19 protein-coding genes are annotated in these 21191 nt (G+C 73.1%); 10 read left to right on the top strand and 9 right to left on the bottom strand.

Going from position 1 to position 21191, the window contains the following annotated elements; translation table 11 throughout:
* Positions 1-615 precede the first annotated feature (615 nt).
* The 3 genes from RBXJA2T_RS02065 (at position 616) to RBXJA2T_RS02055 (ending at position 2061) form a co-directional block, all read left to right on the top strand.
* Positions 616-1068, top strand: a complete 453-nt coding sequence (locus RBXJA2T_RS02065; protein ID WP_009855656.1) for an Hsp20/alpha crystallin family protein — start codon at positions 616-618, stop codon at positions 1066-1068.
* Positions 1069-1090: 22 nt separating this feature from the next.
* On the top strand, positions 1091-1474 hold the full coding sequence (locus RBXJA2T_RS02060) for an Hsp20/alpha crystallin family protein (RefSeq protein WP_009855655.1): 384 nt from the start codon (positions 1091-1093) through the stop codon (positions 1472-1474).
* A gap of 80 nt (positions 1475-1554) precedes the next feature.
* Positions 1555-2061 (top strand): Hsp20/alpha crystallin family protein, encoded by a 507-nt coding sequence (locus tag RBXJA2T_RS02055; protein WP_009855654.1) that lies wholly within the window; start codon positions 1555-1557, stop codon positions 2059-2061.
* 28 nt (positions 2062-2089) lie between these two features.
* On the opposite strand, the gene RBXJA2T_RS20910 is transcribed toward RBXJA2T_RS02055, so the two are convergent.
* Positions 2090-2881 carry a Crp/Fnr family transcriptional regulator gene (locus RBXJA2T_RS20910; RefSeq protein WP_009855653.1) on the bottom strand — a complete coding sequence of 264 codons (792 nt, stop codon included), beginning with the start codon at positions 2879-2881 and terminating at the stop codon, positions 2090-2092.
* A 193-nt stretch (positions 2882-3074) separates the two neighbouring features.
* Here RBXJA2T_RS20910 and RBXJA2T_RS02045 point away from each other — a divergent pair, with 193 nt between their 5' ends.
* Positions 3075-4334 carry a TetR/AcrR family transcriptional regulator gene (locus tag RBXJA2T_RS02045; RefSeq protein WP_009855652.1) on the top strand — a complete coding sequence of 420 codons (1260 nt, stop codon included), beginning with the start codon at positions 3075-3077 and terminating at the stop codon, positions 4332-4334.
* On the opposite strand, the gene RBXJA2T_RS02040 is transcribed toward RBXJA2T_RS02045, so the two are convergent.
* The 3 genes from RBXJA2T_RS02040 to RBXJA2T_RS02030 form a co-directional block, all read right to left on the bottom strand.
* The gene (locus RBXJA2T_RS02040; protein WP_009855651.1) at positions 4335-5153 is read right to left on the bottom strand and encodes a ChaN family lipoprotein; all 819 of its coding nucleotides are present in this window, start codon (positions 5151-5153) and stop codon (positions 4335-4337) included.
* An 88-nt stretch (positions 5154-5241) separates the two neighbouring features.
* On the bottom strand, positions 5242-5871 hold the full coding sequence (pssA, locus tag RBXJA2T_RS02035; protein ID WP_029719060.1) for a CDP-diacylglycerol--serine O-phosphatidyltransferase: 630 nt from the start codon (positions 5869-5871) through the stop codon (positions 5242-5244).
* Positions 5872-5950: 79 nt separating this feature from the next.
* The gene (locus tag RBXJA2T_RS02030) at positions 5951-6424 is read right to left on the bottom strand and encodes a tellurite resistance TerB family protein (protein WP_009855649.1); all 474 of its coding nucleotides are present in this window, start codon (positions 6422-6424) and stop codon (positions 5951-5953) included.
* Positions 6425-6639: 215 nt separating this feature from the next.
* Between RBXJA2T_RS02030 and RBXJA2T_RS02025 the strand changes: the two genes are divergently transcribed.
* The 6 genes from RBXJA2T_RS02025 to RBXJA2T_RS02000 all read left to right on the top strand — a co-directional run bounded on the left by RBXJA2T_RS02025 (position 6640) and on the right by RBXJA2T_RS02000 (position 15421).
* Complete coding sequence (locus RBXJA2T_RS02025) at positions 6640-7767, top strand: efflux RND transporter periplasmic adaptor subunit (RefSeq protein WP_009855648.1); 1128 nt, start codon at positions 6640-6642, stop codon at positions 7765-7767.
* Between the two features lie 8 nt (positions 7768-7775).
* A complete protein-coding gene (locus tag RBXJA2T_RS02020; RefSeq protein WP_009855647.1) occupies positions 7776-10958 on the top strand; it encodes an efflux RND transporter permease subunit in 3183 nt (1060 codons plus the stop codon).
* Positions 10959-11254: 296 nt separating this feature from the next.
* A complete protein-coding gene (locus tag RBXJA2T_RS02015; protein ID WP_230269311.1) occupies positions 11255-11809 on the top strand; it encodes a hypothetical protein in 555 nt (184 codons plus the stop codon).
* A gap of 146 nt (positions 11810-11955) precedes the next feature.
* Positions 11956-12930: a hypothetical protein gene (locus RBXJA2T_RS02010; protein WP_009855645.1), complete on the top strand. Its 975-nt coding sequence runs from the start codon at positions 11956-11958 to the stop codon at positions 12928-12930.
* 45 nt (positions 12931-12975) lie between these two features.
* Complete coding sequence (locus RBXJA2T_RS02005; protein WP_237704842.1) at positions 12976-14070, top strand: AAA family ATPase; 1095 nt, start codon at positions 12976-12978, stop codon at positions 14068-14070.
* On the top strand, positions 14063-15421 hold the full coding sequence (locus tag RBXJA2T_RS02000) for a vWA domain-containing protein (protein WP_029719061.1): 1359 nt from the start codon (positions 14063-14065) through the stop codon (positions 15419-15421). The genes RBXJA2T_RS02005 and RBXJA2T_RS02000 overlap by 8 nt, the downstream gene beginning before the upstream one ends.
* Here the strand turns inward: RBXJA2T_RS02000 and RBXJA2T_RS01995 are convergent, their stop codons facing one another.
* From RBXJA2T_RS01995 to RBXJA2T_RS01975, 5 genes are all read right to left on the bottom strand, one after another.
* Positions 15422-15757 (bottom strand): thioredoxin family protein, encoded by a 336-nt coding sequence (locus RBXJA2T_RS01995; protein ID WP_029719062.1) that lies wholly within the window; start codon positions 15755-15757, stop codon positions 15422-15424.
* Positions 15758-15996: 239 nt separating this feature from the next.
* The gene (locus RBXJA2T_RS01990) at positions 15997-16785 is read right to left on the bottom strand and encodes an SDR family NAD(P)-dependent oxidoreductase (protein WP_009855641.1); all 789 of its coding nucleotides are present in this window, start codon (positions 16783-16785) and stop codon (positions 15997-15999) included.
* 19 nt (positions 16786-16804) lie between these two features.
* On the bottom strand, positions 16805-17710 hold the full coding sequence (locus RBXJA2T_RS01985) for a DMT family transporter (protein ID WP_009855640.1): 906 nt from the start codon (positions 17708-17710) through the stop codon (positions 16805-16807).
* On the bottom strand, positions 17710-19347 hold the full coding sequence (locus RBXJA2T_RS01980; protein ID WP_009855639.1) for a gamma-glutamyltransferase family protein: 1638 nt from the start codon (positions 19345-19347) through the stop codon (positions 17710-17712). Before RBXJA2T_RS01980 ends, RBXJA2T_RS01985 begins: the two co-directional genes overlap by 1 nt.
* A 60-nt stretch (positions 19348-19407) precedes the next feature.
* Positions 19408-21000, bottom strand: coding sequence for an MFS transporter (locus RBXJA2T_RS01975; RefSeq protein WP_009855638.1), 1593 nt, complete (start codon positions 20998-21000; stop codon positions 19408-19410).
* Between the last annotated feature and the right edge of the window lie 191 nt (positions 21001-21191).

Below are 21191 nucleotides of genomic sequence, written 5' to 3'. Positions count from 1 at the left end.
CAGAGCCTCCCGGTCTCTTGCTGCCCAACTCGTTATATGCAGCACATTAACGCCACATAAAACAACCAACGCTCGCGTAACAAGCGCCTCGACCGGAGGCTCAAGCTCTTGTCGCGCTTGATTTTTCCATCGCCGAGCATCTGCTCCACGGGCGTAAAATGACGCCAAAAGCGGCGCCGGTCACAAATTACTCTCCGCCCATCCAACCGCCCCCGCCGCCCACCGTCGAGAGGAATTCACTCACACCAAGGAGACAAACCCCGCCCCGCCCTGCCGCGGACGTCGGGTGGCCGGTGTAGGGAAGTATTAGGAGGAGGCCCGGCGAAGCCGGGCCGGGGGACATGACCGGAACCGGCCACCCGACGTCCGCGGCATACAGCGAGCGCCAGCGTGCAACCAGCCGCACACCAACAACTGCGCCAGATCAAATCCACACAGCCGCACCACCCAAACACGGTCCCCAAAGCGCCAACAAGAAGCCGCTACACGCGCAACAAAGCGCCGAACAAGCCCCCTCTTGAAAGCCCGAACCCCGACCCCTAACTGACCCGTACAGCCAGCGGCGGCACCCACAACCAGCCCCGCCGGCCGCAACCCGACACTAGGAGGTCAACCATGTACCGCACCCTGTTCCCGCGCGACGTCTTCGCCGAGCTGGATCGCCTGCAGCGCGACCTGACGTCGGTGTTCGAGGGCTCGCCCAGCATTCGCGGCATCGGCCGCGGCGGGTATCCGGCGCTCAACGTCGGCAGCACCGACAGCGCGTTCGAGGTCTACGCCTTCGCACCGGGCCTGGACCCGGCCACCATCGACGTCAACCTCGACCGCGGCGTGCTCACGATCGACGGTGAACGCAAGGCCGGGCTGCCGGCGCAAGCCGAAGCCGGCAGCGACAGCAAGCGCACCGTGCACCTGCAGGAGCGCTTCACCGGCCGCTTCCGCCGCGTCGTCAGCCTGCCCGACGACATCGACCCCAACGCCGTCACGGCCGACTACAAGGACGGCGTGCTGCGCGTCAGCGTCCAGCGCCGCGCCGCCGCCCAGCCGCGCCGCATCGCCGTCAACTGAACGCCCGACTTCGGAGGACACCATGAACGCCGTCACCCAAACCCGTGACACCGCGGCCACCACCGCCGCCCGCGAGCCCGCGCTGCTGCCCCCGGTCGACGTCGTCGAGGACGCGACCGGCATCACGCTCTACGCCGACCTGCCCGGCGTGCCGCGCGAGAACCTGCACCTGCGCGTCGAAGGCGACCAGCTGACGCTGGAAGCCGAGATGGCGCTGGCCCTGCCGCAGGCGCTGCAGCCGCAGCACGCCGAGGTGCAGCTGTCGCGCTACCGCCGCGGCTTCACGCTGAGCAAGGAGCTCGACGCCGAGAAGGTCAGCGCCGAGTTGTCGCAAGGCGTGCTGCGCGTGCGCATCCCCAAGGCCGAGCACGCCCAGCCGCGCAAGATCGCCGTCCAGGTCGCCTGACCGCGTGACGACACGCCGGCCGCCGCCGCGGCCGGCGCCTTTTTCCATCCGCATCACCCCATCCCCATCGGAGCAACGCCATGAAGATCGACGAGATCCGCCAAGGCTTCGGCACGCTGTGGGACAGCGTCACCGAAGGTTGGGACCGCCTGCGCCAGTCGGCCGCCGGCGCGCTGACCCGGCTGCGGCCGGGCGATGACACCGCCCTGCCCGCGCGCGAGCACGTGGACGACACGCTGTGGATGCCCAGCGCCGGCTGGGCGATGATGGGCGGCGAAGTCTTCGAGGACGACGACCGCCTCGTCGTGCGCCTCGAAGCCCCGGGCCTGGAGAAGGAAGACTTCGACGTCCAGGTGCAGGGCGAAGTGCTGGTCGTGCGCGGCAGCAAGCGCTTCGAGCGCGAAAGCACCGAAGGCCGCTGGCGCGTGATGCAGTGCGCCTACGGCGCCTTCCAGCGCACGGTGCCGCTGCCGGTGGCGGTGCGCGGCGAAGACGCCCGCGCCAGCTACCGCAACGGCGTGCTGCGTGTCGAGCTGCCCAAGCTCGCACCGGGCAAGCCGCGCACGGTGTCGGTCCAGGTGGGCTGAAGCGCGCGCCGCGCGCGGGCCGGGCGCCTCACTCGGGGCAGTCTTCCAGCCCGTGCGCGGCCACCTGGGCCAGGCCGGCTTCGTCGACGACGAGCAGGCGCGAGCCCGAACGCTCCACCAGCCCCTGCTGCAGCATCGCGCGCCAGGCGCGGTTCACGCGCTGGCGGCTGCCACCGACGCTGGCGGCCAGCTCGGCCTGCGAGACGTCGAGCTCGATGCGTGTGCCTTCGGGCCCGTCGTGGCCGAACTGGCGCGCCAGCCGCTGCACCTGGCGCGCCAGGCGCTGCGCCAGCGGCATCGTGTGCAGCTCCTCGAAGCGGCGGAACATGCGCCGCAAGCGCTGGCAGTTCAGCTGCAGCAGCGCGTCGCGCAGTTCGGCGTGCTGGTCCATCAGCTCGCGCAGCGTCGGCTTGGCCAGCACCACCAGCGTCGACGGCATGTGGGCCACGGCGTCCAGGTCGGACGGGCGGTCGTCGATGGCGGCGATGTCGCCGAACCACTGGCCGGGGCCGACGAAGTCGAGCGTGAAGCTGCGGCCGTCGGACAGCGCCGTGCCCAGCCGCACCGCGCCGCGTGCGACGCCGAACCAGCAGGCCGACAGGTCGCCGCGGCTGCCGATGCGCACGCCGGCGGCCACGCGCCGCACCTGGCCGCGCGACAGGATGGCGTCGCGCAGGCCCGGCGACAGGCCGGCGAACCAGGGGCCGGCCTGCAGCGCGGCCTTCTCGCCCAGGCGCAGTTCCTGGTGCGCCGGCAGCGTCGCCCAGGCGGGCAGCGGGCGGCGCAGCAGCGGCAGCTCGATCGGTTCGGCAGTCAGCATGGCGTGGTCTCCGGCACCGGCGGCACCCGCCGCCTCGACAAACCCGTTTTTCGGCCGGTGCCTTGTTAACCCCGATCAAGCGAGAGAAAAACAAGGAAACGACCGCGGCAGCGACCATACCGGGCCCATCGAAAACCCGACATCGGCACAAACCACAGGGCACGGCACGGAACTCGGGCGGCATCGTTGCACCATGCCCGGCCCCACCGCCTCCGCAGCGCCCGACGCCGCGTCCGCCCACGCCCCGCACGGTGCGCGCCGCCGCGAGGCGCTGCTGGACGCCGCGGCACGGCGCTTCAACGAACAAGGCCTGCGCGGCGCGACGCTGGCCGACATCGCCGGCGCCGTCGGCCTGGCGACGAACAGCCTGACGCACTACTTCCGCCGCAAGGAGGAGCTGGCCGCGGCCTGCCTGCTGCGTGCCATCGCCGCGGTCGACGAACTGGCCGCCGAGGCCGCCGCCGAGCCGGGGCTGGAGGCGCGGCTGCGGCGCTTCTTCTGCGGCTTCGCCGCCCGGCTGGCCGAGGTGCACGCCGGCCGCCGCCCCGACCTGGTGGCCTTCAACGACGTGCGTGCGCTGCCCGAGTCGCAGGCCGAGCCGGTGTTCGCGGCCTACAACACGATGTACCGCCGGGTGCGTGCGCTGCTCGACGCCGACGACGCGCCGCGCCTGTCGCGGGCCGAACGCAACGCACGCGGCCACGTCGTGCTGTCGGTCGCCAACTGGCTGCGCAGCTGGATCGTCAGGCACGAGCTGGAGTGCTACGAACGCGCCGCGGCGCGGGTCGCCGAGCTGCTGGTGCACGGGCTGGCGGCGCCGGGCTCGCGCTGGGCGCAGGTGGCCGAGCGGCCGCCCATCGTGCTGGCGCCGCCGGCCGGGGACGCCGCGGCCGAGGCCTTTCTGCAGGCGGCCACCGCGCTCGTCAACGAGCAGGGTTACCGCGGCGCGTCGGTCGAGCGCATCGCCGCGCGGCTGCATCTCAGCAAGGGCGCCTTCTATCACCGCCACGACACCAAGCACGACCTGATCTCGGCCTGTTTCGAGCGCAGCTTCGAGCTGCAGCGCGCGGCGCTGCGCGCGGCCGAGGCGGCACCCGGCAGCGGCTGGCAGCGGGCCGGCGCGGCGGCGCGGGCGATGGCGGGTTTCCAGCTGTCGGCGCAGGGGCCGCTGCTGCGCGCCTCGGCCACCAGCGCGCTGCCCGACGCCGCCGAGCGCGACCGGGTGCAGCGCAGCGGCGAACGCCTGGCGGCGCGCTGTGCCGAGCTGCTGCTGGCCGGCATGGTCGACGGCTCGATCCGGCCGCTGGACCCGGCGCTGGCCGCCGAGCTGCTGCTGGCCGTCGTCAACGCCGGCGCCGAGCTGCCGCTGTGGGTGCCCGAGGCCGGCCGCGACGACGTCGCGCGGCTGATGCTGCAGCCGCTGTTCGAGGGCCTGCGCGCGCCGCCGATTTGATCAGCGCGCGGCCGGGGCCGCCGGCGCGGCGCGCATCGCGGCGCAGGGGTCGGGGCGCGGCTGGCGCGGCACCTCGATGCGGCGGTCGAATGCCGTCGTGGCGTCGCCGGCCTCGACGACACCGATCGCCTCGGAGCGTGCGCGGGTCGCCGCGCTCAGCCAGCGCGGCGCGCCGACGTCGGTGCGCACGTGGCCGTTGCCGGCCAGCAGCACGGCGCCGCCGCCAGCGTGGGCCTCCAGCGCGCGCGCCATGCTCTGGTCGCGCGCCACCTGGGCCAGCGCCATGCGGCGCGCCGTCGCGGCGTCGAGCTGGCCGCAGTGCGAGCCTTCGATCTCGCCGGCCAGCACGTCGAGCACAGCCGCCGGCACGTCGGCGTCGAAACCTTGCGCGGCCAGGCCCTCGCGCATGACGACGCGGGCGTCGGCGCGCGAGACGTTGGCGGCGACGATGGGCACGCCGGCGCGCAGCGCGGCGGCGACGAACGGGCGGTAGAAGTCCCAGTTCCAGCCCGGCCCGCCGGCCGCGGCGATCAGCGCCGCGGCGTCGCCGCCGGCGGCGCGCGCGGCATCCAGGGCACCCTGGCGCTCGCGGTCGAACTGCTCCATCACCAGCGCCGGGCGCTCGCCGCGCGCCAGCACGGCCTCGAAGGCGGCCAGGCGCAGCGCGTGCGCAGCGGCGTTGTCGTGCACCTCGCCAAGCAGCACGACGGGGCGCTGCAGCTGCAGCGGCGGCGCGGCACAGGCACCCAGCGCGGTGCAGGCGGCGAAGACGGCCGCGATGCGGCGCAGGCGGGAGACGGGCGGCGTCAGGACGGTCACGACAGCTTCCTCGGGGACGAACGTGAACGGCTGGCGGCGGCTGGCGCGTGGAGAACCCGGCAGGCGCCAGCGCCCGCCGGGCCGGCGATCAGAGCTTGGGGATGCGGATGCGGCTGATCATCAGCGAGCCCGACACCGCGTAGATCAGCACCAGCGGGTGCAGCACGAAGCCGGCGACGTGGATCTGGCCGAACCACAGGTCCTGGCGCACGTGGCCCAGCGCGGCGGCCACGGCGAGCAGCGCGACGATCAGGATCGAGGTCGGGATCGGCGTGCCCTCGAAGTACTTGACCTTGTCGCCGCCCTCCGAGAGCGTCTCGGCGGTGACGTTGTAGCGCGCCAGCCGAGACACGCCGCAGGCGACGAAGTAGACCAGCACGATGCGGTCGTACAACCCCTGCATGCCGACGCCGTAGGCCATGATGGCCGGGGCGACGCCGAAGGAGATCACGTCGGCCAGCGAGTCGAGCTCGCGGCCCATCGCCGAGCTCTTCTGTCGCCAGCGCGCGATGCGGCCGTCGAGCACGTCGAAGACCAGCGCGGCCAGCACCAGCGCGGCGGCAAAGTAGACGTGCAGCACGTCGCCGGTCTCGAGATAGGTCATCGTCGAGAACAGCGCCCCGACGCCGCAGATCGCGTTGCCGAGGGTGAACCAGTCCGCGAGATGGAACTCGCGGATCATCGAGAAGGGCTTCTTGGGCGGGAGAGGCGTCGTCATGGGCAGGGTCGCGGCCGCCTTCGCGCGCGGCCGGGGCGCCAGTGTACGGGGGCCGGGCGAGCCGCCGGGCCGGGGTGCGTCAGGTCTTGTGCACGACGCCGGCGGCCTCGCGTGCGCGGCGCTTGGCATGCACGTAGGCGCCGTGCGGCACGTGCAGCAGGTCGGCGATGCGCCACAGCAGGTGCTGCTCGTGGGCGCCGAGCGTGCCGTCGGCATAGGCCACGCGCCACATCGCCTCGACGATGGCGATCTTCTGCTCCATGTCCCAGGCGTCGTTGATCGCCGAGGTGAAGCCGAACAGGTCGCTGGCACCGGCCACCGTGCGCTCGGCGAGCTCGACGAGGCGCTCCAGCTCGTCGTCGGCGAGGCCGAACTGCGTGCGCAGCGTCGCCAGCACCGAGGCGCGTTCGGCCGGCGAGATCCCGGGCTCGGAGCGCATCACCTCGACGAGCAGCGCGGCGCAGGCCAGCTGCAGCGTGTGCACGTCCTGGCGCGCGGGGGCGTCGCGGCGCGGGGCGACGGCGTCGAACAGGTCCTTCAGGGTCTTGAGCATCGTGTCGGGACGGCGGCGGCCAGGGCGCCGCCAGCCCCCGAGGGTAGCGCGTGCGGCGATGCCCCCGCCCGGGGCGGCGTTCGTCGCGTGCCGGGGCCGTCCCGGTGCCGCCGCGGCCGGCCTTCGTCGCAGCGGCCGGGCGGCGGCGGCCGGCTTTCGTTACGCTCGCGGCTTTTGTCGAGACCGATGCCGCCCGCCGCGGCCCGCCGATGTCCATGCGCCACGCCCTGACCGCCGTCTGCCTCGCCTGTCTGCTCGCCGCCTGCGGCAAACCCTCCAGCCCCGACGCCAACGGCGCCGCCGCCGCACCGACGCTGTACATCGCCGCCGAGGACATCGTCACCGTGCAGTCCAGCGCCATCGCCGGCGGCCCGGTGATCACCGGCTCGATCCAGCCAGAACGCCGCGCCGACCTGGCTGCCGAGGTCGCGGCGGTCGTCGTGCAGGTGTTGAAGGACAACGGCGAGCCGGTGCGCCGCGGCGACCTGCTGATGCGCCTGGACGACACCGCGCTGCGCGAGAGCCTGGCCTCGGCCGAGGAATCGGTGCGTGCGTCGACGCAGGCCTGGGAGCAGGCCGAACGCCAGGTGCAGCGGCTGAAGACGCTGCAGCAGCAGGGCATGATCTCCACGCAGGCGCTGGAAGACGCCGAGATCCGGCGCAACAACACGCAGAGCGAGCTGGTCGCGGCACGCGCCCGCGCGGTGTCGGCGCGCCAGCAGGTCACGCGCACGCTGGTGCGCGCCCCGTTCGACGGCATCGTCAGCGAGCGCCGCGTGTCGGTCGGCGACACGGTGCAGATCGGGCGCGAGCTGGTGAAGGTCGTCGACCCGGCGAGCATGCGTTTCGAGGGCCTGGTCTCGGCCGACCGCGTGGCCGAGCTGAAGACCGGGCAGGCGGTGCGCTTCCACGTCAACGGCTACGGCCGCGACGAGTTCAGCGGCCGCGTGCGCCGCATCGACGCCACGGCCAACGCGACGACGCGCCAGGTGGCGCTGATCGTCGACTTCGCCGACGCCGCCCAGGCGCCGCGTGTGGCCGGGCTGTTCGCCGAAGGCCGTGTCGAGACCGGCAGCACCGACCGGCTGACGCTGCCCGAGAGCCCGATCGTGCGCAGCGGTGAGGCCGCCGCCGTCTGGCGCCTGGACGGCAAGGCGCTGCAGCGTGTGGCCGTCAAGCTGGGCGACCGCGACGCGCGCACCGGGCTGGTCCCGGTGCTGTCGGGCCTGACCGCCGGTGACCAGGTGCTGCGCAACCCGTCGCGCACGCTGACGCCCGGCCAGGGCTACGAGCTGAAGCAGGCCGGCGCCGCCAGCGCCGCCGCGGCTTCGGCCGCGAAGTGAGGCGCGGCATGCTGCTGTCCGAATTCAGTGTCAAGAAGCCGGTGGCGATGGTCGTCGTGATCATCGCCATGATGGCGCTGGGCCTGCTGGCGCTGTCGCGGCTCAAGGTCAACCAGCTGCCCGACGCCGAGCAGCCGGTGCTGGCGGTGACCATCCCCTACCCCGGCGCGTCACCCGAGACGGTGGAGCGCGAGGTCGTCGACCGCATCGAGAAGGCGCTGCAGGGCATCTCCGGCGTCGACCAGCTGCGCTCGACCTCGGCCGAGGGCAGCGCCACGCTGATCATCGTCTTCGACTTCGGCAAGGACCTGGTGCTGGCCTCCGACGAGGTGCGCAACGCGATCGGCTCGGTGCGCCACAAGCTGCCGGTGGAGATGCGCGAGCCGGTGCTGCAGCGGCTGGACCCGAACACCCAGCCGATCATGCAGCTGGCGCTGTCGTCGACGACGCAGAGCCACGCCGAGATCTCGCGCCTGGCCGAGGACCAGCTGGCCGACCGCTTCCGCGCCATCCCGGGGGTGGCGGTGGTCAACGTCGGCGGCGCGCTGTCGCGCGAGCTGTCGGTGCTGCTGCGCGCGCAGAAGCTGCGCGAGTACGAGGTCTCGGTGACCGAGGTCGTGGCCGCGCTGCGCGCGCAGAACGCCACCGCGCCGGTGGGCAAGGTGCGCGGCACGCTGGAGGACCAGAGCATCCGCCTCGTCGGCCGCATCGAGCACCCGGCGGACTTCGGCCAGATCGTCATCAAGCGCCGCGGCAACGAGCTGGTGCGGCTGGCGCAGGTGGCGGTCATCGAGGACGGTTATGCCGAGCTGACCAGCCGCTCGATCCGCAACGGCAACCCCAACGTCGGGCTGTCGATCACGCGCACCCGCGAGGCCAGCACGGTCAGCGTCGCCGACGAGGTGCGCCGCGTCGCCGAGGACATCCGCAAGACGCTGCCCGAGGGCACGACGCTGACCGTCACGCGCGACGGCGGCGAGGAGGCGCAGAGCAGCCTGGACAACGTGATCCACGCGCTGGTCTTCGGCGCCGGGCTGACGGTGTTCGTCGTCTACCTGTTCCTGAACTCCTGGCGCTCGACGCTGATCACCGCGCTGTCGCTGCCGACCTCGGTGCTGGCGGCCTTCATCGCCGTCTGGGCCTGCGGCTTCACGCTGAACTTCATGAGCCTCTTGGGCCTGTCGCTGGCCATCGGCGTGCTGATCGACGACGCCATCGTCGTGCGCGAGAACATCGTGCGCCACCTGGAGATGGGCAAGGACCGCATCTCGGCGGCGCTGCAGGGCACGTCCGAGATCGGCCTGGCGGTGACGGCGACGACGTTCTCGATCGTCGCGGTGTTCATCCCGATCGGCGTCATGCCCGGGCTGGCCGGCGAGTGGTTCCGGCCCTTCGGCCTGACCGTCGTCGCCTCGGTGCTGGTCAGCCTGTTCGTCAGCTTCACGCTCGACCCGATGCTGTCGGCCTACTGGGGCGACCCGCCGGGGCGCCACCTGCAGCCCAAGCGCGGCATCGAGGCCAAGCTGGCGCGGCTCAACGCCTGGTTCGACGAACTCGCCGAACGTTATTCGCGTGTCGTCGGCTGGGCGCTGCACCACCGGCGCTGGATGACGGCTTTCGCGGTGGCGAGCTTCGTCGCCGCGCTGGCGCTGCAGGCCAGGTTCGGCGGCACGAGCTTCCTGCCGACCTCGGACGTCGGCACGATCGCCGTCGAGGTGCGCACGCCGGCGTCGAGCAGCCTCGAGTACGCGCGGCTGAAGGTCGAGGCCGCCGCCGCGCTGGCGCGCGAGATGCCGGAGACGGTGGCCACCAACAGCTCGGTCAACCCGAACGGCGGCCGCGTCTTCGTCGACATCGGCAAGAGCACCGAACGCCGGCGCTCGGGCACCGAGATCGCGACCGACCTGCGCGCCCGCGTCTCGCGCCTGGTCGGCGCCGAGTACGCGGTCATCGACGACCTGAACAACGGCGCGCAGAAGCCGGTGCAGATCCGCTTCTCTGGCCCCGACTCGCGCCGGCTGCTGGAGATCACCAACGAGTTCATGGCCCGGCTGCGCCAGGTGCCGGGCGCGGTGGATGTCGCGCTGTCGGAGCAGGACCCGCAGGTCGAGCTGAAGATCGAGCTCGACCGGGGCCTGGCCAACACGCTCGGCATCTCGGCGGCCGACGCCGCGCAGGCACTGCGCGTGGCGTTTGCCGGCGTCGAGGCCGGCGACTGGATCGACCCCAGCGGCGAGACGCGCGACGTCGCCGTGCGCCTGCACCCCGACGACCGTGTCGACGCCGGCAACATCGAGCGCCTGCCGATCGCCGTCAGCGGCGCCAACATGCTGGTGCCGCTGGAGCAGATCGCCACCGTGACCGTCGGCCGCGGGCCGTCGCAGATCCAGCACGCCGACGGCAAGCGCATGATCGCCGTGGCCGCCAACGCCCAGGGGCGCTCGGCCGGCGAGGTGACCGCCGACGCGCTGAAGATCGCGCGCTCGATGGACTTCCCGCCGGGCTACGCGCTGGAGCTGGCGGGCACCTCGCGCGACCAGGAGATGGTGTTCCGCGACCTGGGCACGGCGCTGTTTGCCGGCATCGGGCTGATGTACCTGATCCTGGTGATGCAGTTCGGCTCGTTCACGACGCCGCTGGCGGTGATGCTGTCGCTGCCGCTGTCGCTGATCGGCGTCGTGCTGGCGCTGCTGGCCACCGGCGGCACGCTGAACCTGATGAGCTTCATCGGCGTCATCATGCTGATGGGCCTGGTGGCCAAGAACGCGATCCTGCTGCTCGACGCCGCGCGCGCCCGCGAGGCCGAGGGCCTGGACCGCGAGGCGGCGCTGGCCGCCGCCGGCCGCCAGCGGCTGCGGCCGATCCTGATGACGACGCTGGCGCTGATCGCCGGCATGCTGCCGGTGGCCGTGGGCGTCGGCGAAGGCGGCGAGTTCTACCGCCCGATGGCCGTGGCCATCATCGGCGGCACGATCACCAGCACGCTGCTGACGCTGCTCGTCATCCCGAGCTTCTACGACAGCATCGAGACCTCGCGCGACCGTGCGCTGGCCAAATACCGCCGCCGCGCCGAGGGCCGGCACCCGGCACTGGCCTTCGTCACGACGCTGGCCGAGGCGCTGGCGACGCTGCTCGGGCTGCGCATGGTCTGGCGGCTGCTGCGTTCGCGCCTGGGCGGCGCGCGGGCCTGAGCCCGGGGGCCACCGAACGGCGGCCGCCCAAAACAAAGCCCGCAGGCCGTCACCGGCTGCGGGCTCGTCCGTTGTCGAGTGGCGGGGCCGTGGCGGCGCTTCGACGCGGGATTCCAGGCACGGGGTCACGGGTTCCCGGGTTCCGCCCAATGTGCGGTCGGTTGCGTGCCTTGAATGGAGCCACTGTAGCCCGGCCGCGTGACGGCGATGTGTCGAACTGACCCGTTCGAGGGGGGCAGATCCACGCATCCACGGGGCCGCAGAGGACATCGCGGCGGCGCGCGCGGCGCGGCAGAATGCGCCGCAGACCGGCGATGAAGTACCGCGAACTCGTCCTCTTCAACGGCGAACGTTTCCTGGTGCCCCAGGGCATCCAGCGCATCGACACGGGCGCCACGCACGGCTGGCAGGTGCGCTACCAGGGCACGCGGCTGTTCTCCGACCACACGCGCGACGGCAGCGGCGCGCGCCAGGCCTTCGAGCTGGCGACACGCGAGCTGATGCGCCGCATCGCCGCCCTGCCCGCCCCGGTGACGCTGCAGCGCGCGCCCAGCGCGCACAAGACCAGCGCGCTGCCGCCGGGCATCTCGGGGCCGATCATCCGCACGAAAAAAGGCAGCACCACACGCACCGCGGTGCTGTCGGTGCTGCTGCCGTGTTACGGCGCGCCGGCGCGGCGCACCAGCGTGCACATCGGCAGCGAGAACACCTACAGCGTCGAGCGCTTCGAGCAGGCGCTGGCGCGCGCCGTCGAGCTGCGCGCCGAGGCCGAACGTGCCTACACTGCGGCCGCCACCCAGGCCCGCCGCCGTGCCGGGCTGGCGATGCGGCGCGTGCTGCGCGACGCTTGAGTTGCCGGCCAGCACGGCGGCGGCCGCGGCGGCACAATTCGCGTCATTCGCAGCCGGCGAGCGCCACGGCATCCCGCCGGCCCGCGCTGCGTCCCGAGGGCCGCCCTGGACGGCGGCCGATGTTCCGCCGAGCACGAGGTGAGCCGTTGAGCACCGCCGTCCCGCTGACCCACCACGAGATTCTCGAACTCGTCGCGCCCTTCAGCCGCAGCGGGCGCCGCGTCGACCTCGCCGCCAGCGACCGCATCGCGCGCCGGCTGCGCTTCAAGCCGTTGCAGCACGCGCCCGAGGCACCGCTGGACCAGACGCTGCACGAGGAGCTGGAGCTCGAGAGCTTCGCCGCCGACGACCACCGCGTGACGCGCCGCCTGCGCGGCGACGACGGCCTCGAGGCGGTGCTGGTGGCCGACGGCCCCGACGTCGGCGAGCTGGCCCAACGCATCGCCGCGGTGCCGCTGGCGCGCCACTTCCTCGCCGGCGAGGGCTGGCGCGCGGTGCTGTCGCACCGGGCGCGGCTGTCGGGCGACGGCGTTGCCACGGTCATCCTGACCGAGGCCCGCGCACGTGTCGCCGGGCTGGACCTCAAGCTCAAGGTCTCCGGTGTCGCGGGCATCAACGCCGACCTGGAGCTGATGCCGCGCGCCGGCCAGACGATCAGCCTGCCCGACGACCTGCTGGCCGTGCTGGGCTGGCCCTGGACCTGCATCGCGCGGCTGCGCGAGGGCTGGGGCGGCGCGCTGCGGCTCAAGGGCGACGGCGCCGAACGCACCCGCGACGCCGAGCACAAGCTGGTGCAGACGCTGGACCACCTGGCGCGCACGCTGGCCGGCACGCCGCGCGAGTTCCACGAGCGCATGGCGCGCGAGCGCTGGCGCGTCACGCTGCGCCGCGCGGTGCCGATGCTGGTCAGCGTGGCGCTGATCGCCGGCGCGGCGATGGTGCCGCTGGTCGAGCTGTCGCAGAACTCGGTCTGGCGCATGCTCGTCTTCCATTCGCCGGCCTTCCTGCTGATGCTGTTCTTCTGCCTCGGCGAGATGCCGCGGCTGGAGTTCCCGCCGCTGCCGCGCCTGGCGCGCGCCGGCTCCTGGGAGCCCCAGGCGCCGGCCGCGCCGTCCGCCTGACAACCCTCCCACCCTGCCCCGACCCCCACGATGCTCGGCAACCCGATGAACATCCCTCCGGTCTCGATCGCCGCGGCCAAGTCCGCGCTGGTCGAGCAGTTCGGCGACCCCGTGCTGCGCCGCCGCGCCTCGATGCTGTGGGGCACACGCGGCGTCGGCAAGTCGTCGATCGTGCGGCAGGTCGCCGAGCACCACGGCGTGCCGCTGATCGACCTGCGCCTGACGACGATCGAGCCGGTGGACATCCGCGGCGCGATCTACGCCGACGACCGGCTGGAGAAGACGGTCTGGTTCCCGCCCGAGTTCCTGCCGCAGGCCGACCAGCCCGCCGGCGTGCTCTTCCTCGACGAGCTGACCGCCGCCGACCAGCGGCTGCAGGTCTCGGCCTACTCGCTGATCCTCGACCGCCGCGTCGGCCGCTACGAGCTGCCGCCGGGCTGGATGGTCGTCGCCGCCGGCAACGCCAGCTTCCACGGCGCGGTCTGCCACGACATGGGCACGGCGCTGGCCGACCGCATGTTCCACTTCAACGTGCAGACCGTCGTCGAGGCCTTCCTGCAGCACGCCATCGCGCACGACTTCGCGCCCGAGGTCATGGCCTACCTGAAGGTGCGGCCCGACAAGCTCGACGACACCCAGGCCCAGCTCGCCGCCGACCACCTGATCGGCGCCAGCCCGCGCGGCTGGGAGGACGTGTCCAACGTGCTGAAGAGCGGCCTCGGCGACGCCGCCAAGCGGGTCTTCGTGCAGGGCCGCATCGGCGCGGCCAACGCCGCCGAGTTCTTCGGCGTGCTGCGCGAGATCCAGTCCGGCGCCGACGTCGTCAAGCTGCTCGCCGCCCGCCCCGGCGAGGAGACCGCGGCGCTGCTGCCGCGCACGCTGGACGGCCTGTACGGGATGATCTACGGCCTGCTGGCCGCGGCCAACGACGACCGCGCGCTGGACCGTGCGCTGGAGATCATCGAGCAACTGCCCGACGCGCGCACCCAGGTCGCGCTGCCGATCCGCGAAGCCCAGACGCTGGCCATGGAGCTGCTGATGCAGAAGGCGCTGGAAGGCGGCATGGAAGGCACGATCCTCGACAGCCCGGCCTACCGCCGCTACAGCGAACGCCGCCAGCGCGAAGGCCAGAATGCCTGAACCGGCGTCGGTGCACCGGCACCGCGGCACGCGCGCGGTGCAGCGCATGGTGGAGTTCGCGCCGTCCACCGGCGGGCTGGCGCTGTGGGCCCACCACCGCGACCGCCCGGCCGACGAGCCGGCGCCGATCATCGCCACCGACGGCCACACGATCTGGTACGGCGCGGCCTTCGAGTCGCTGACGCTGCCCGAGCAGGCCGGCCTGGTGGCGCACGAGGTGCTGCACGTCGCGCTGCGCCACGCCCAGCGCTACACCGAGCTGCAGCAGTTCGTCGGCGACGTCGACCTGCCGCTGTTCAACCTCTGCGCCGACGCCATCGTCGACAGCACGCTCGGCCACCTCAGCTGGCTGGAGCTGCCGGCCGGCGCGGTGCTGCTCGACCGGCTGCTCGCCAGCACGCTGGGCATCGAGACGACGCTGGAGAAGGCGCTGCTCGAATGGGACGTCGAGCGCCTGTACCGCGAGATCGACGATCGCCGCCAGGACGGCCGCGACGGCCGGCGCCAGGGACAGAAGCAGCAGGAAGGCGGCGACGACGGCAAGGCCTCCCGGCGCAGCAGCGCCACGTCCTCGAAGGAGAGCGAGGACGGCCAGGGCGAACGCTCCGACGGCCCGCGTTCTGGGCGCGCCCGCGCACTGGCGCGCGGCCTGGTGCCCGACCTGCTGCCTGGCCGCCACGGCGCCGGCAGCCCCGAGGACGAGGCCGAGGCCTCGCGCGAGTGGCGCGAGCGCCTGACACGCGCCCACGCCGGCGACGGCGCGCACTCGATGCTGCGCACGCTGCTGGCCGACCTGCCGAAGACGCGCACGCCCTGGGAACAGGTGCTGCGGCTGCAGCTCGGCCGCGCGCTGGCGCCGAGCGCCGAGACCTCGTGGTCGCGCCCGGCGCGCTCCTACATCGCCAACCAGGGCCGCATGGGCTCGCGCCGCATGCCCTTCGAGCCCGGCCGCACGCAGAGCAAACGCGTGCCGCGGCTGGCGGTCGTCGTCGACGTCTCGGGCTCGGTCGACGATGCGCTGATGGAGCGTTTCGCGCGCGAGATCGAGGCCATCACGCGGCGGCTGGAGACCGGGCTGGTGCTCGTCGTCGGCGACGAGCGCGTGCAGCGGGTCGAACGTTTCAAGCCCGGCCAGTCGGACCTGCGCGCCATCGAGTTCCACGGCGGCGGCGGCACCGACTTCACGCCGCTGCTCGAAGAAGCCGACCGGCACCGGCCGGACATCGGCGTCGTGCTGACCGACCTCGACGGCCCGGCGCGCTTTCGCCCGCACTGGCCGGTGGTCTGGGCGGTGACGGCCAAGGACGCCCACGCCGAGGCGCCGTTCGGCCGCAAGCTCGTGCTCGACTGATCAGGCCGCCGCGTCGGCCAGCGCCTGCCAGGCGCGGCGCAGCTCGTGCTCGCCCTGCGGGCGCACGACGCGCGCGATCTCGCGGCCACGGTGCAGGAACACGAGCGTCGGCCACAGCTTGACCGCGAAAGAACGCCCCAGCGGGCGGCCGCGGCCGTCTTCGACCTGGCGGTGGGCGATGGCCGGGAACTGCGCACGCACGGCGGCGATCGCCGGCTGCGCGCCCAGGCAATGCGGGCACCAGCCGGTGCCGAACTCGAGCACGACGGGCGCATCCAGCGCATCGACCTCGTCGCGGGTCGGCTCGCGCTCGGCGGGCAAGGGCGTTGCGGGCATGCGTGTCTCCTGGTTCTCGGTCTTGTCGGGGCGAGTATCGCTGCGCGGCCTGTCGGGGGCGCTGAGGAAGGCGGCGCGAGAGGCGTGGTGTCTTCGTCGCGGGGGCGGGGTCAGCGGAGGGACGGGGTCAGGTCTTACGAGACCTGACCCCGGGCTGCCGCTGCGCCGAGGGGGACGGGGGACGGGGTCAGGTCTTGCGAGACCTGACCCCAGGCTTCTGACCCCAGGCTCCACGCAGCTCAGAACGTGCCCGGGTAGGCGCCGCCGTCCAGCAGCAGGTTCTGCCCGGTGAAGAACCCGGCGTGCGCGCTGCAGACGAAGGCGCAGAAGGCGCCGAACTCGTCGGCCGTGCCGAAGCGCCCGGCCGGGGCCTGGCGGCGGCGGGCCTCGATCACCGCATCGAGCGGCTGGCCCGTCTTGGCGGCACCGGCGGCCAGCGTGGCACGCAGCCGGTCGGTGTCGAACGCGCCGGGCAGCAGGTTGTTGATCGTCACGTTGCGCCCGGCCAGCGCCGGCTGGCGCGCGAGCCCGGCGACGAAGCCGGTGAGGCCCGAACGCGCGCCGTTGGACAGGCCCAGCACGTCGATCGGCGCCTTCACCGCGCCCGAGGTGATGTTGACGACGCGGCCGAAGCCGCGCTCGGCCATCGCGTCGACGGTGGCGCGCATCAGCGCGATCGGCGCCAGCATGTTGGCGTCCAGTGCGGCGATCCAGGCTTCGCGCTCCCAGGCGCGGAAGTCGCCCGGCGGCGGCCCGCCAGCGTTGTTGACGAGGATGTCGACCTGCGGCGCGGCGGCCAGCGCCGCGGCGCGGCCGGCTTCGGTCGTGATGTCGCCGACGACCGCACGCACCTCGACGGCCGGGTTCAGCGCCCGCAGTTCGGCCGCCGTGGCCTCCAGCGCCTCGGCGCCGCGCGCCGTGACGACGACGTTGACGCCCTCGCCGACCAGCGCGCGTGCGCAGCCCTTGCCCAGCCCCTTGCTGGCGGCGCAGACCAGCGCCCAGCGTCCTGCGATGCCCAGATCCATTCGTGTCTCCTCCAGAGTTTCAGCGTGCACGCGCCAGCAGCGTGATGCCGGCCAGCACCAGCGCCGTGCCGGCGACGATCCAGCCGTTGAACGGCTCGCCCAGCAGCACGACGCCCATCAGGATCGTCGACAGCGGCCCGATCATCCCGGTCTGCGCGGTCAGCGTCGGGCCGATGCGTTCGATGGCCATCATCACCATCAGCACCGGCGCCACCGTGCAGGCGGTGGCGTTGAGCACCGACAGCCACAGCACCGCCGGCGCCACGTCGGCCGCCGACAGCGGCCGCAGCACCAGGAACTGGGCGATGCACAGCACGCAGGCGACGCAGCTCGCCAGCCCGGTGAGGCGCATCGCGCCCAGCCGGCGCACCTCGGCGCCGCTGGCCACCAGGTAGATCGCGTAGCTCACCGCACTGCCGAAGACCAGCGCCGCGCCCAGCGCGGTCTGCGGCCCCGACAGCGTCACCTCGTGGCCGAAGACCAGCAGCACGCCGGCGTAGCTGACCGCCAGCGCCGCCAGCTGGCGCCAGCTCACGCGCTGGCGGAAGAACACGACGCCGAGGAACAGCACCAGCGTCGGGTTGAGGTAGAGGATCAGCCGCTCCAGGCTGGCGCTGATGTACTGCAGCCCGGCGAAGTCCAGCGTGCTGGCGAGGTAGTAGCCGCTGAAGCCCAGGCCCAGCACCACACCCCAGTCGCGCCGCGCGAGCGCCGGCTTGCCGCGCCCGGCCCACCAGGCGATGGCCATGAACAGCGGCAAGGCGAACAGCATGCGGTACATGACCAGCGTGATCGCGTCGACGCCGTGACGGTAGGCCAGCTTGGCGATGATCGCCTTGCCCGAGAAGGCCACCGACCCGGCGGCGGCCAGCGCCAGGCCGGCGCCGACGGCGTTGGGCGCTGCCGTTCGGGGCTGGACACTCATCACCAGCCGGCGACCAGGCCGTCGCGGCGCGGGTCGCTGGCGGCGACGTAACCCTCGACCGCCGGGTCGCCCAGGCGCCAGATGAACTGGCCGGCGCCGAAGTCCTGGTAGCTGTCGTCGATGACGTCCAGCCGGTGGCCCAGCGCCGCCAGGCCCTGCACGACGGCCGGGTCCATCGCCGCCTCGACGTTGAGCTCCAGGCCGGCGTTGAAGCGCCAGCGCGGCGCGTCGCAGGCGGCCTGCGGGTTCTGGAACCAGTCGACCATGCGCAGCAGGGTCTGCAGATGGCCTTGGGGCTGCATGTTGGCGCCCATCACGCCGAAGCTCATCAGCGGCCGGCCGCCGGCGGTGACGAAGCCCGGGATGATGGTGTGGAACGGGCGTTTGCCCGGCGCCACGACGTTGGCGCTGCCGGGGTCGAGGCTGAAGGCGTGGCCGCGGTTCTGCAGCGACAGCCCCCACTCGGGCACGACGACGCCCGAGCCGAAGCCCATGTAGTTGCTCTGGATGAAGCTGACCATCATCCCGCTCTCGTCGGCGGCGGTGAGGTAGATCGTGCCGCCCTTGGCCGGGTTGCCGGCCTGGAAGTCCTGGGCGCGTTTCGGGTCGATCAGCTTCGCGCGTTCGGCCAGATAGTCGGGCGACAGCAGGTCGGCGGCCGACAGCGCCATCGCCGACGGTTCGGCGACGTGGCGGTAGACGTCGGCGAAGGCCAGCTTCATCGCCTCGATCTGCAGGTGGCGCGCCTCGATGCTGTCGGCGTGGTGTTCGGTCAGGTCGACGTGGCGCAGGATGCCCAGCGCGATCAGCGCCGCGATGCCCTGGCCGTTGGGCGGGATCTCGTGCAGCGTGACGCCGTGATAGTCCATCGCGATCGGCTCGACCCATTCGGGCACGTAGCCGGCGAAGTCGGCCAGCGTGTGCGCCCCGCCCTGGGCCTGCGACTGGCGCACCAGGCTCTCGGCGATATCGCCGCCGTAGAAGGCTTCGCCGCGTGTCACGCCGATCGCACGCAGCGCACGCGCCGCACCGGGCAAGCAGAAGCGTTCGCCGATCCGCGGTGCACGGCCACGCGGCAGGAAGGTCTCGGCGAAACCGGGCTGCGAGGTCAGCGATGGCAGCTGCGCCGCCGCGACCCATTTGTCGCCGACGACGACCGGCACCGCGTAGCCGCGTTCGGCGATCTCGGCCGCGGGTTCGAGCAGCTGCGCAAGCGGCAGGCGGCCGAAACGTTCGGCCAGCGCGACCCAGGAGGCCACCGCGCCGGGCACCGTCACCGCGTCCCAGCCGCGGGCCGGCGGCGTGCGCGCGCCGTCGCCGTGGCGGCGGCGGAAGTACTCGGGCGTCCAGGCCGCCGGCGCACGGCCCGAGGCGTTCAGGCCGTGCAGGCGCTCGCCGTCCCAGAGGATGCAGAAGGCGTCGGAGCCCAGGCCGTTGCTGCAGGGCTCGACGACGGTCATCACCGCCGCCGTCGCGACCGCCGCATCGACCGCGTTGCCGCCGGCGGCCATGATGCGCAGCCCGGCCTGCGCCGCCAGCGGATGCGAGGTGGCGACGAGGTTGCGCGCAAACACCGGCAGGCGCCGGCTGGCATAGCCGGCGCTCCAGTCGAAGAAGTCGGGCGAGGCGAAGTCCATCGGGCGATTGTCTCCAGCAGCGGCGGCGAGCGCGTGGCGCGGGCTTCGCCAGTCGTCAAGTCAGCCGCGGTGCGGCGGCGCCTCGCGGTCGGCGACGAAACGCCGCAACAGCGGCGGCTCGCTGCCGCGGTGCAGCGCGGTGCGGCGTGCACGCAGCCCGGCGTCCTCGGCGGTGAAGCGCTCCAGCCGGCGCTGGTGCTCGATCCAGTTCTCGTCGACGAAGTGCTCGACCCAGCGGCCGGGCTGCGCGGTGTCGCGGAACAGCGCCCACGACAGCGCGCCCTGGCGCAGCCGCGCCGCACGTGTAAGCTGCATCAACGCGGTGAACTCGGGCACGTCGGCGTCGTCGACCTGGTACTCGACGGTGACCATCACCGGCCCGGCGTCGGGCTCGATGTCGATCGCCGGCTCGGCGGCGGCGCGCGGCACCGCCGGCGTGAAGTCGGCGTCCTCGCCTTCGACCGACCAGCGCTGCGCCCAGGGCAGCAGCGCGGCGCCGAGCAGCGACGCCGCGGCGATCGCCTCGGCGACGCCGACGAGGCCCGCGAGCTTGCCGAAGGCCATCGCGCCGAAGGCCGTGCCGGCCATCAGCGCCATCTGGTAGATCGCCATGCCGCGCGCGCGCACCCAGTTCGGCAGCGCGAACTGCGCCGACATCGCCAGCGTGTTGGCCGTCGAGATCCAGGCCATGCCCGAGACGAAGACCGCCGGCACCGCCATCCAGAGCTCGGGCACGAAGGCGGCGATGGCCGCCGCCGCGGCCTGCACGATGCTGCCGTAGCGCACGAACTGGTCGCGGTTGAAACGCCGGCGCCAGCGCGGGAACAGCAGCGCCGCGCAGATCGCGCCGGCGCCCATGCTGGCCATCAGCAGCGTGAAGCTGCCGGCGCCGCCGCCCTCGAGCCCCTTGGCGACCAGCGGCAGCAACGCCAGCAGCGCGCTGGACTGCAGGAAGAACAGGAACACGCGCACGATGACGGCACGCATGCGCGGCGACTGGCGCACGTGCTGCAGCCCGACGCGCATCGCGCCGACGAACCGTTCGCCCGGCAGCGCGCTGGTGCGCGGCTCGGAGCGCCAGCGCAGGATCAGCACGAAGGCCACGCCGGCGAGCACCGCGTTGAGCACGAACACCGCCGCGGTGCCGGCCGAGGCCAGCAGCGCGCCGGCGACCACCGGGCCGACGACGCGCGACATGTTCATCGAGATGCCGTTGAGGGCCAGCGCCGCCGGCAGGTGCGCGCGGCCGACGACCTCGGGCACGATGGCCGAGAACACCGGCCAGCGCATCGCCAGCCCGATGCCGTTGAGGAAGGTGAGAAGCAGCAGCAGCGACGGCGTCAGCAGCCCGGCGACGGCCAGCGCGGCGATCAGCAGCGCCACCAGCGACACCCACAGCTGCGTGCCGGCGAAGTACAGCCGCCGGTCGACGATGTCGGCCATCGCGCCGCTGGGCAGGCCGAGCAGGAACACCGGCAGCGTCGAGGCGGTCTGCACCAGCGCCACCATCGCCGGGCTGGTGGTCAGCGTCGTCATCAGCCAGGCGGCCGCGACGTCGTTCATCCACATCGTCATGTTGGCCGCCAGCCAGGCGAACCACAGCCCGCGGAAGACCGGGCCTTCCAGCGGGGCGAGTGCGGCGGGGAGCTTCAAGAACGCGGCGGGCGACGGTGCGAGAGCCGCGAGCGTAGCGCGAGAGCGCTACACGCCGTGCGCGTGGGGGCGGCGGACGGGGGCAAGGGGGCAGGTCCCGCAGGCGGAAGGGGACCGGCGGAAGGGGTCAGGTCCCACAGGACCTGACCCCAGCATTCAGCGGCATGCGCGGTGGAAGGGGTCCGGCGGAA

This window comes from Rubrivivax benzoatilyticus JA2 = ATCC BAA-35, assembly GCF_000190375.1.
GTDB lineage: Bacteria > Pseudomonadota > Gammaproteobacteria > Burkholderiales > Burkholderiaceae_C > Rubrivivax > Rubrivivax benzoatilyticus.
Note: the sequence above shows the minus strand (reverse complement) of the source record. Positions and strands in the feature narration are given on the sequence as shown.

Coding starts and splice junctions, on each gene's coding strand:
- RBXJA2T_RS02065 (WP_009855656.1), top strand. CDS start 616: ATGTACCGCACCCTGTTCCCGCGCGACGTCTTCGCCGAGCTGGATCGC.
- RBXJA2T_RS02060 (WP_009855655.1), top strand. CDS start 1,091: ATGAACGCCGTCACCCAAACCCGTGACACCGCGGCCACCACCGCCGCC.
- RBXJA2T_RS02055 (WP_009855654.1), top strand. CDS start 1,555: ATGAAGATCGACGAGATCCGCCAAGGCTTCGGCACGCTGTGGGACAGC.
- RBXJA2T_RS20910 (WP_009855653.1), bottom strand. CDS start 2,881: ATGCTGACTGCCGAACCGATCGAGCTGCCGCTGCTGCGCCGCCCGCTG.
- RBXJA2T_RS02045 (WP_009855652.1), top strand. CDS start 3,075: ATGCCCGGCCCCACCGCCTCCGCAGCGCCCGACGCCGCGTCCGCCCAC.
- pssA (WP_029719060.1), bottom strand. CDS start 5,871: ATGACGACGCCTCTCCCGCCCAAGAAGCCCTTCTCGATGATCCGCGAG.
- RBXJA2T_RS02030 (WP_009855649.1), bottom strand. CDS start 6,424: ATGCTCAAGACCCTGAAGGACCTGTTCGACGCCGTCGCCCCGCGCCGC.
- RBXJA2T_RS02025 (WP_009855648.1), top strand. CDS start 6,640: ATGCGCCACGCCCTGACCGCCGTCTGCCTCGCCTGTCTGCTCGCCGCC.
- RBXJA2T_RS02020 (WP_009855647.1), top strand. CDS start 7,776: ATGCTGCTGTCCGAATTCAGTGTCAAGAAGCCGGTGGCGATGGTCGTC.
- RBXJA2T_RS02015 (WP_230269311.1), top strand. CDS start 11,255: ATGCGCCGCAGACCGGCGATGAAGTACCGCGAACTCGTCCTCTTCAAC.
- RBXJA2T_RS02005 (WP_237704842.1), top strand. CDS start 12,976: ATGAACATCCCTCCGGTCTCGATCGCCGCGGCCAAGTCCGCGCTGGTC.
- RBXJA2T_RS02000 (WP_029719061.1), top strand. CDS start 14,063: ATGCCTGAACCGGCGTCGGTGCACCGGCACCGCGGCACGCGCGCGGTG.
- RBXJA2T_RS01995 (WP_029719062.1), bottom strand. CDS start 15,757: ATGCCCGCAACGCCCTTGCCCGCCGAGCGCGAGCCGACCCGCGACGAG.
- RBXJA2T_RS01990 (WP_009855641.1), bottom strand. CDS start 16,785: ATGGATCTGGGCATCGCAGGACGCTGGGCGCTGGTCTGCGCCGCCAGC.
- RBXJA2T_RS01985 (WP_009855640.1), bottom strand. CDS start 17,710: ATGAGTGTCCAGCCCCGAACGGCAGCGCCCAACGCCGTCGGCGCCGGC.
- RBXJA2T_RS01980 (WP_009855639.1), bottom strand. CDS start 19,347: ATGGACTTCGCCTCGCCCGACTTCTTCGACTGGAGCGCCGGCTATGCC.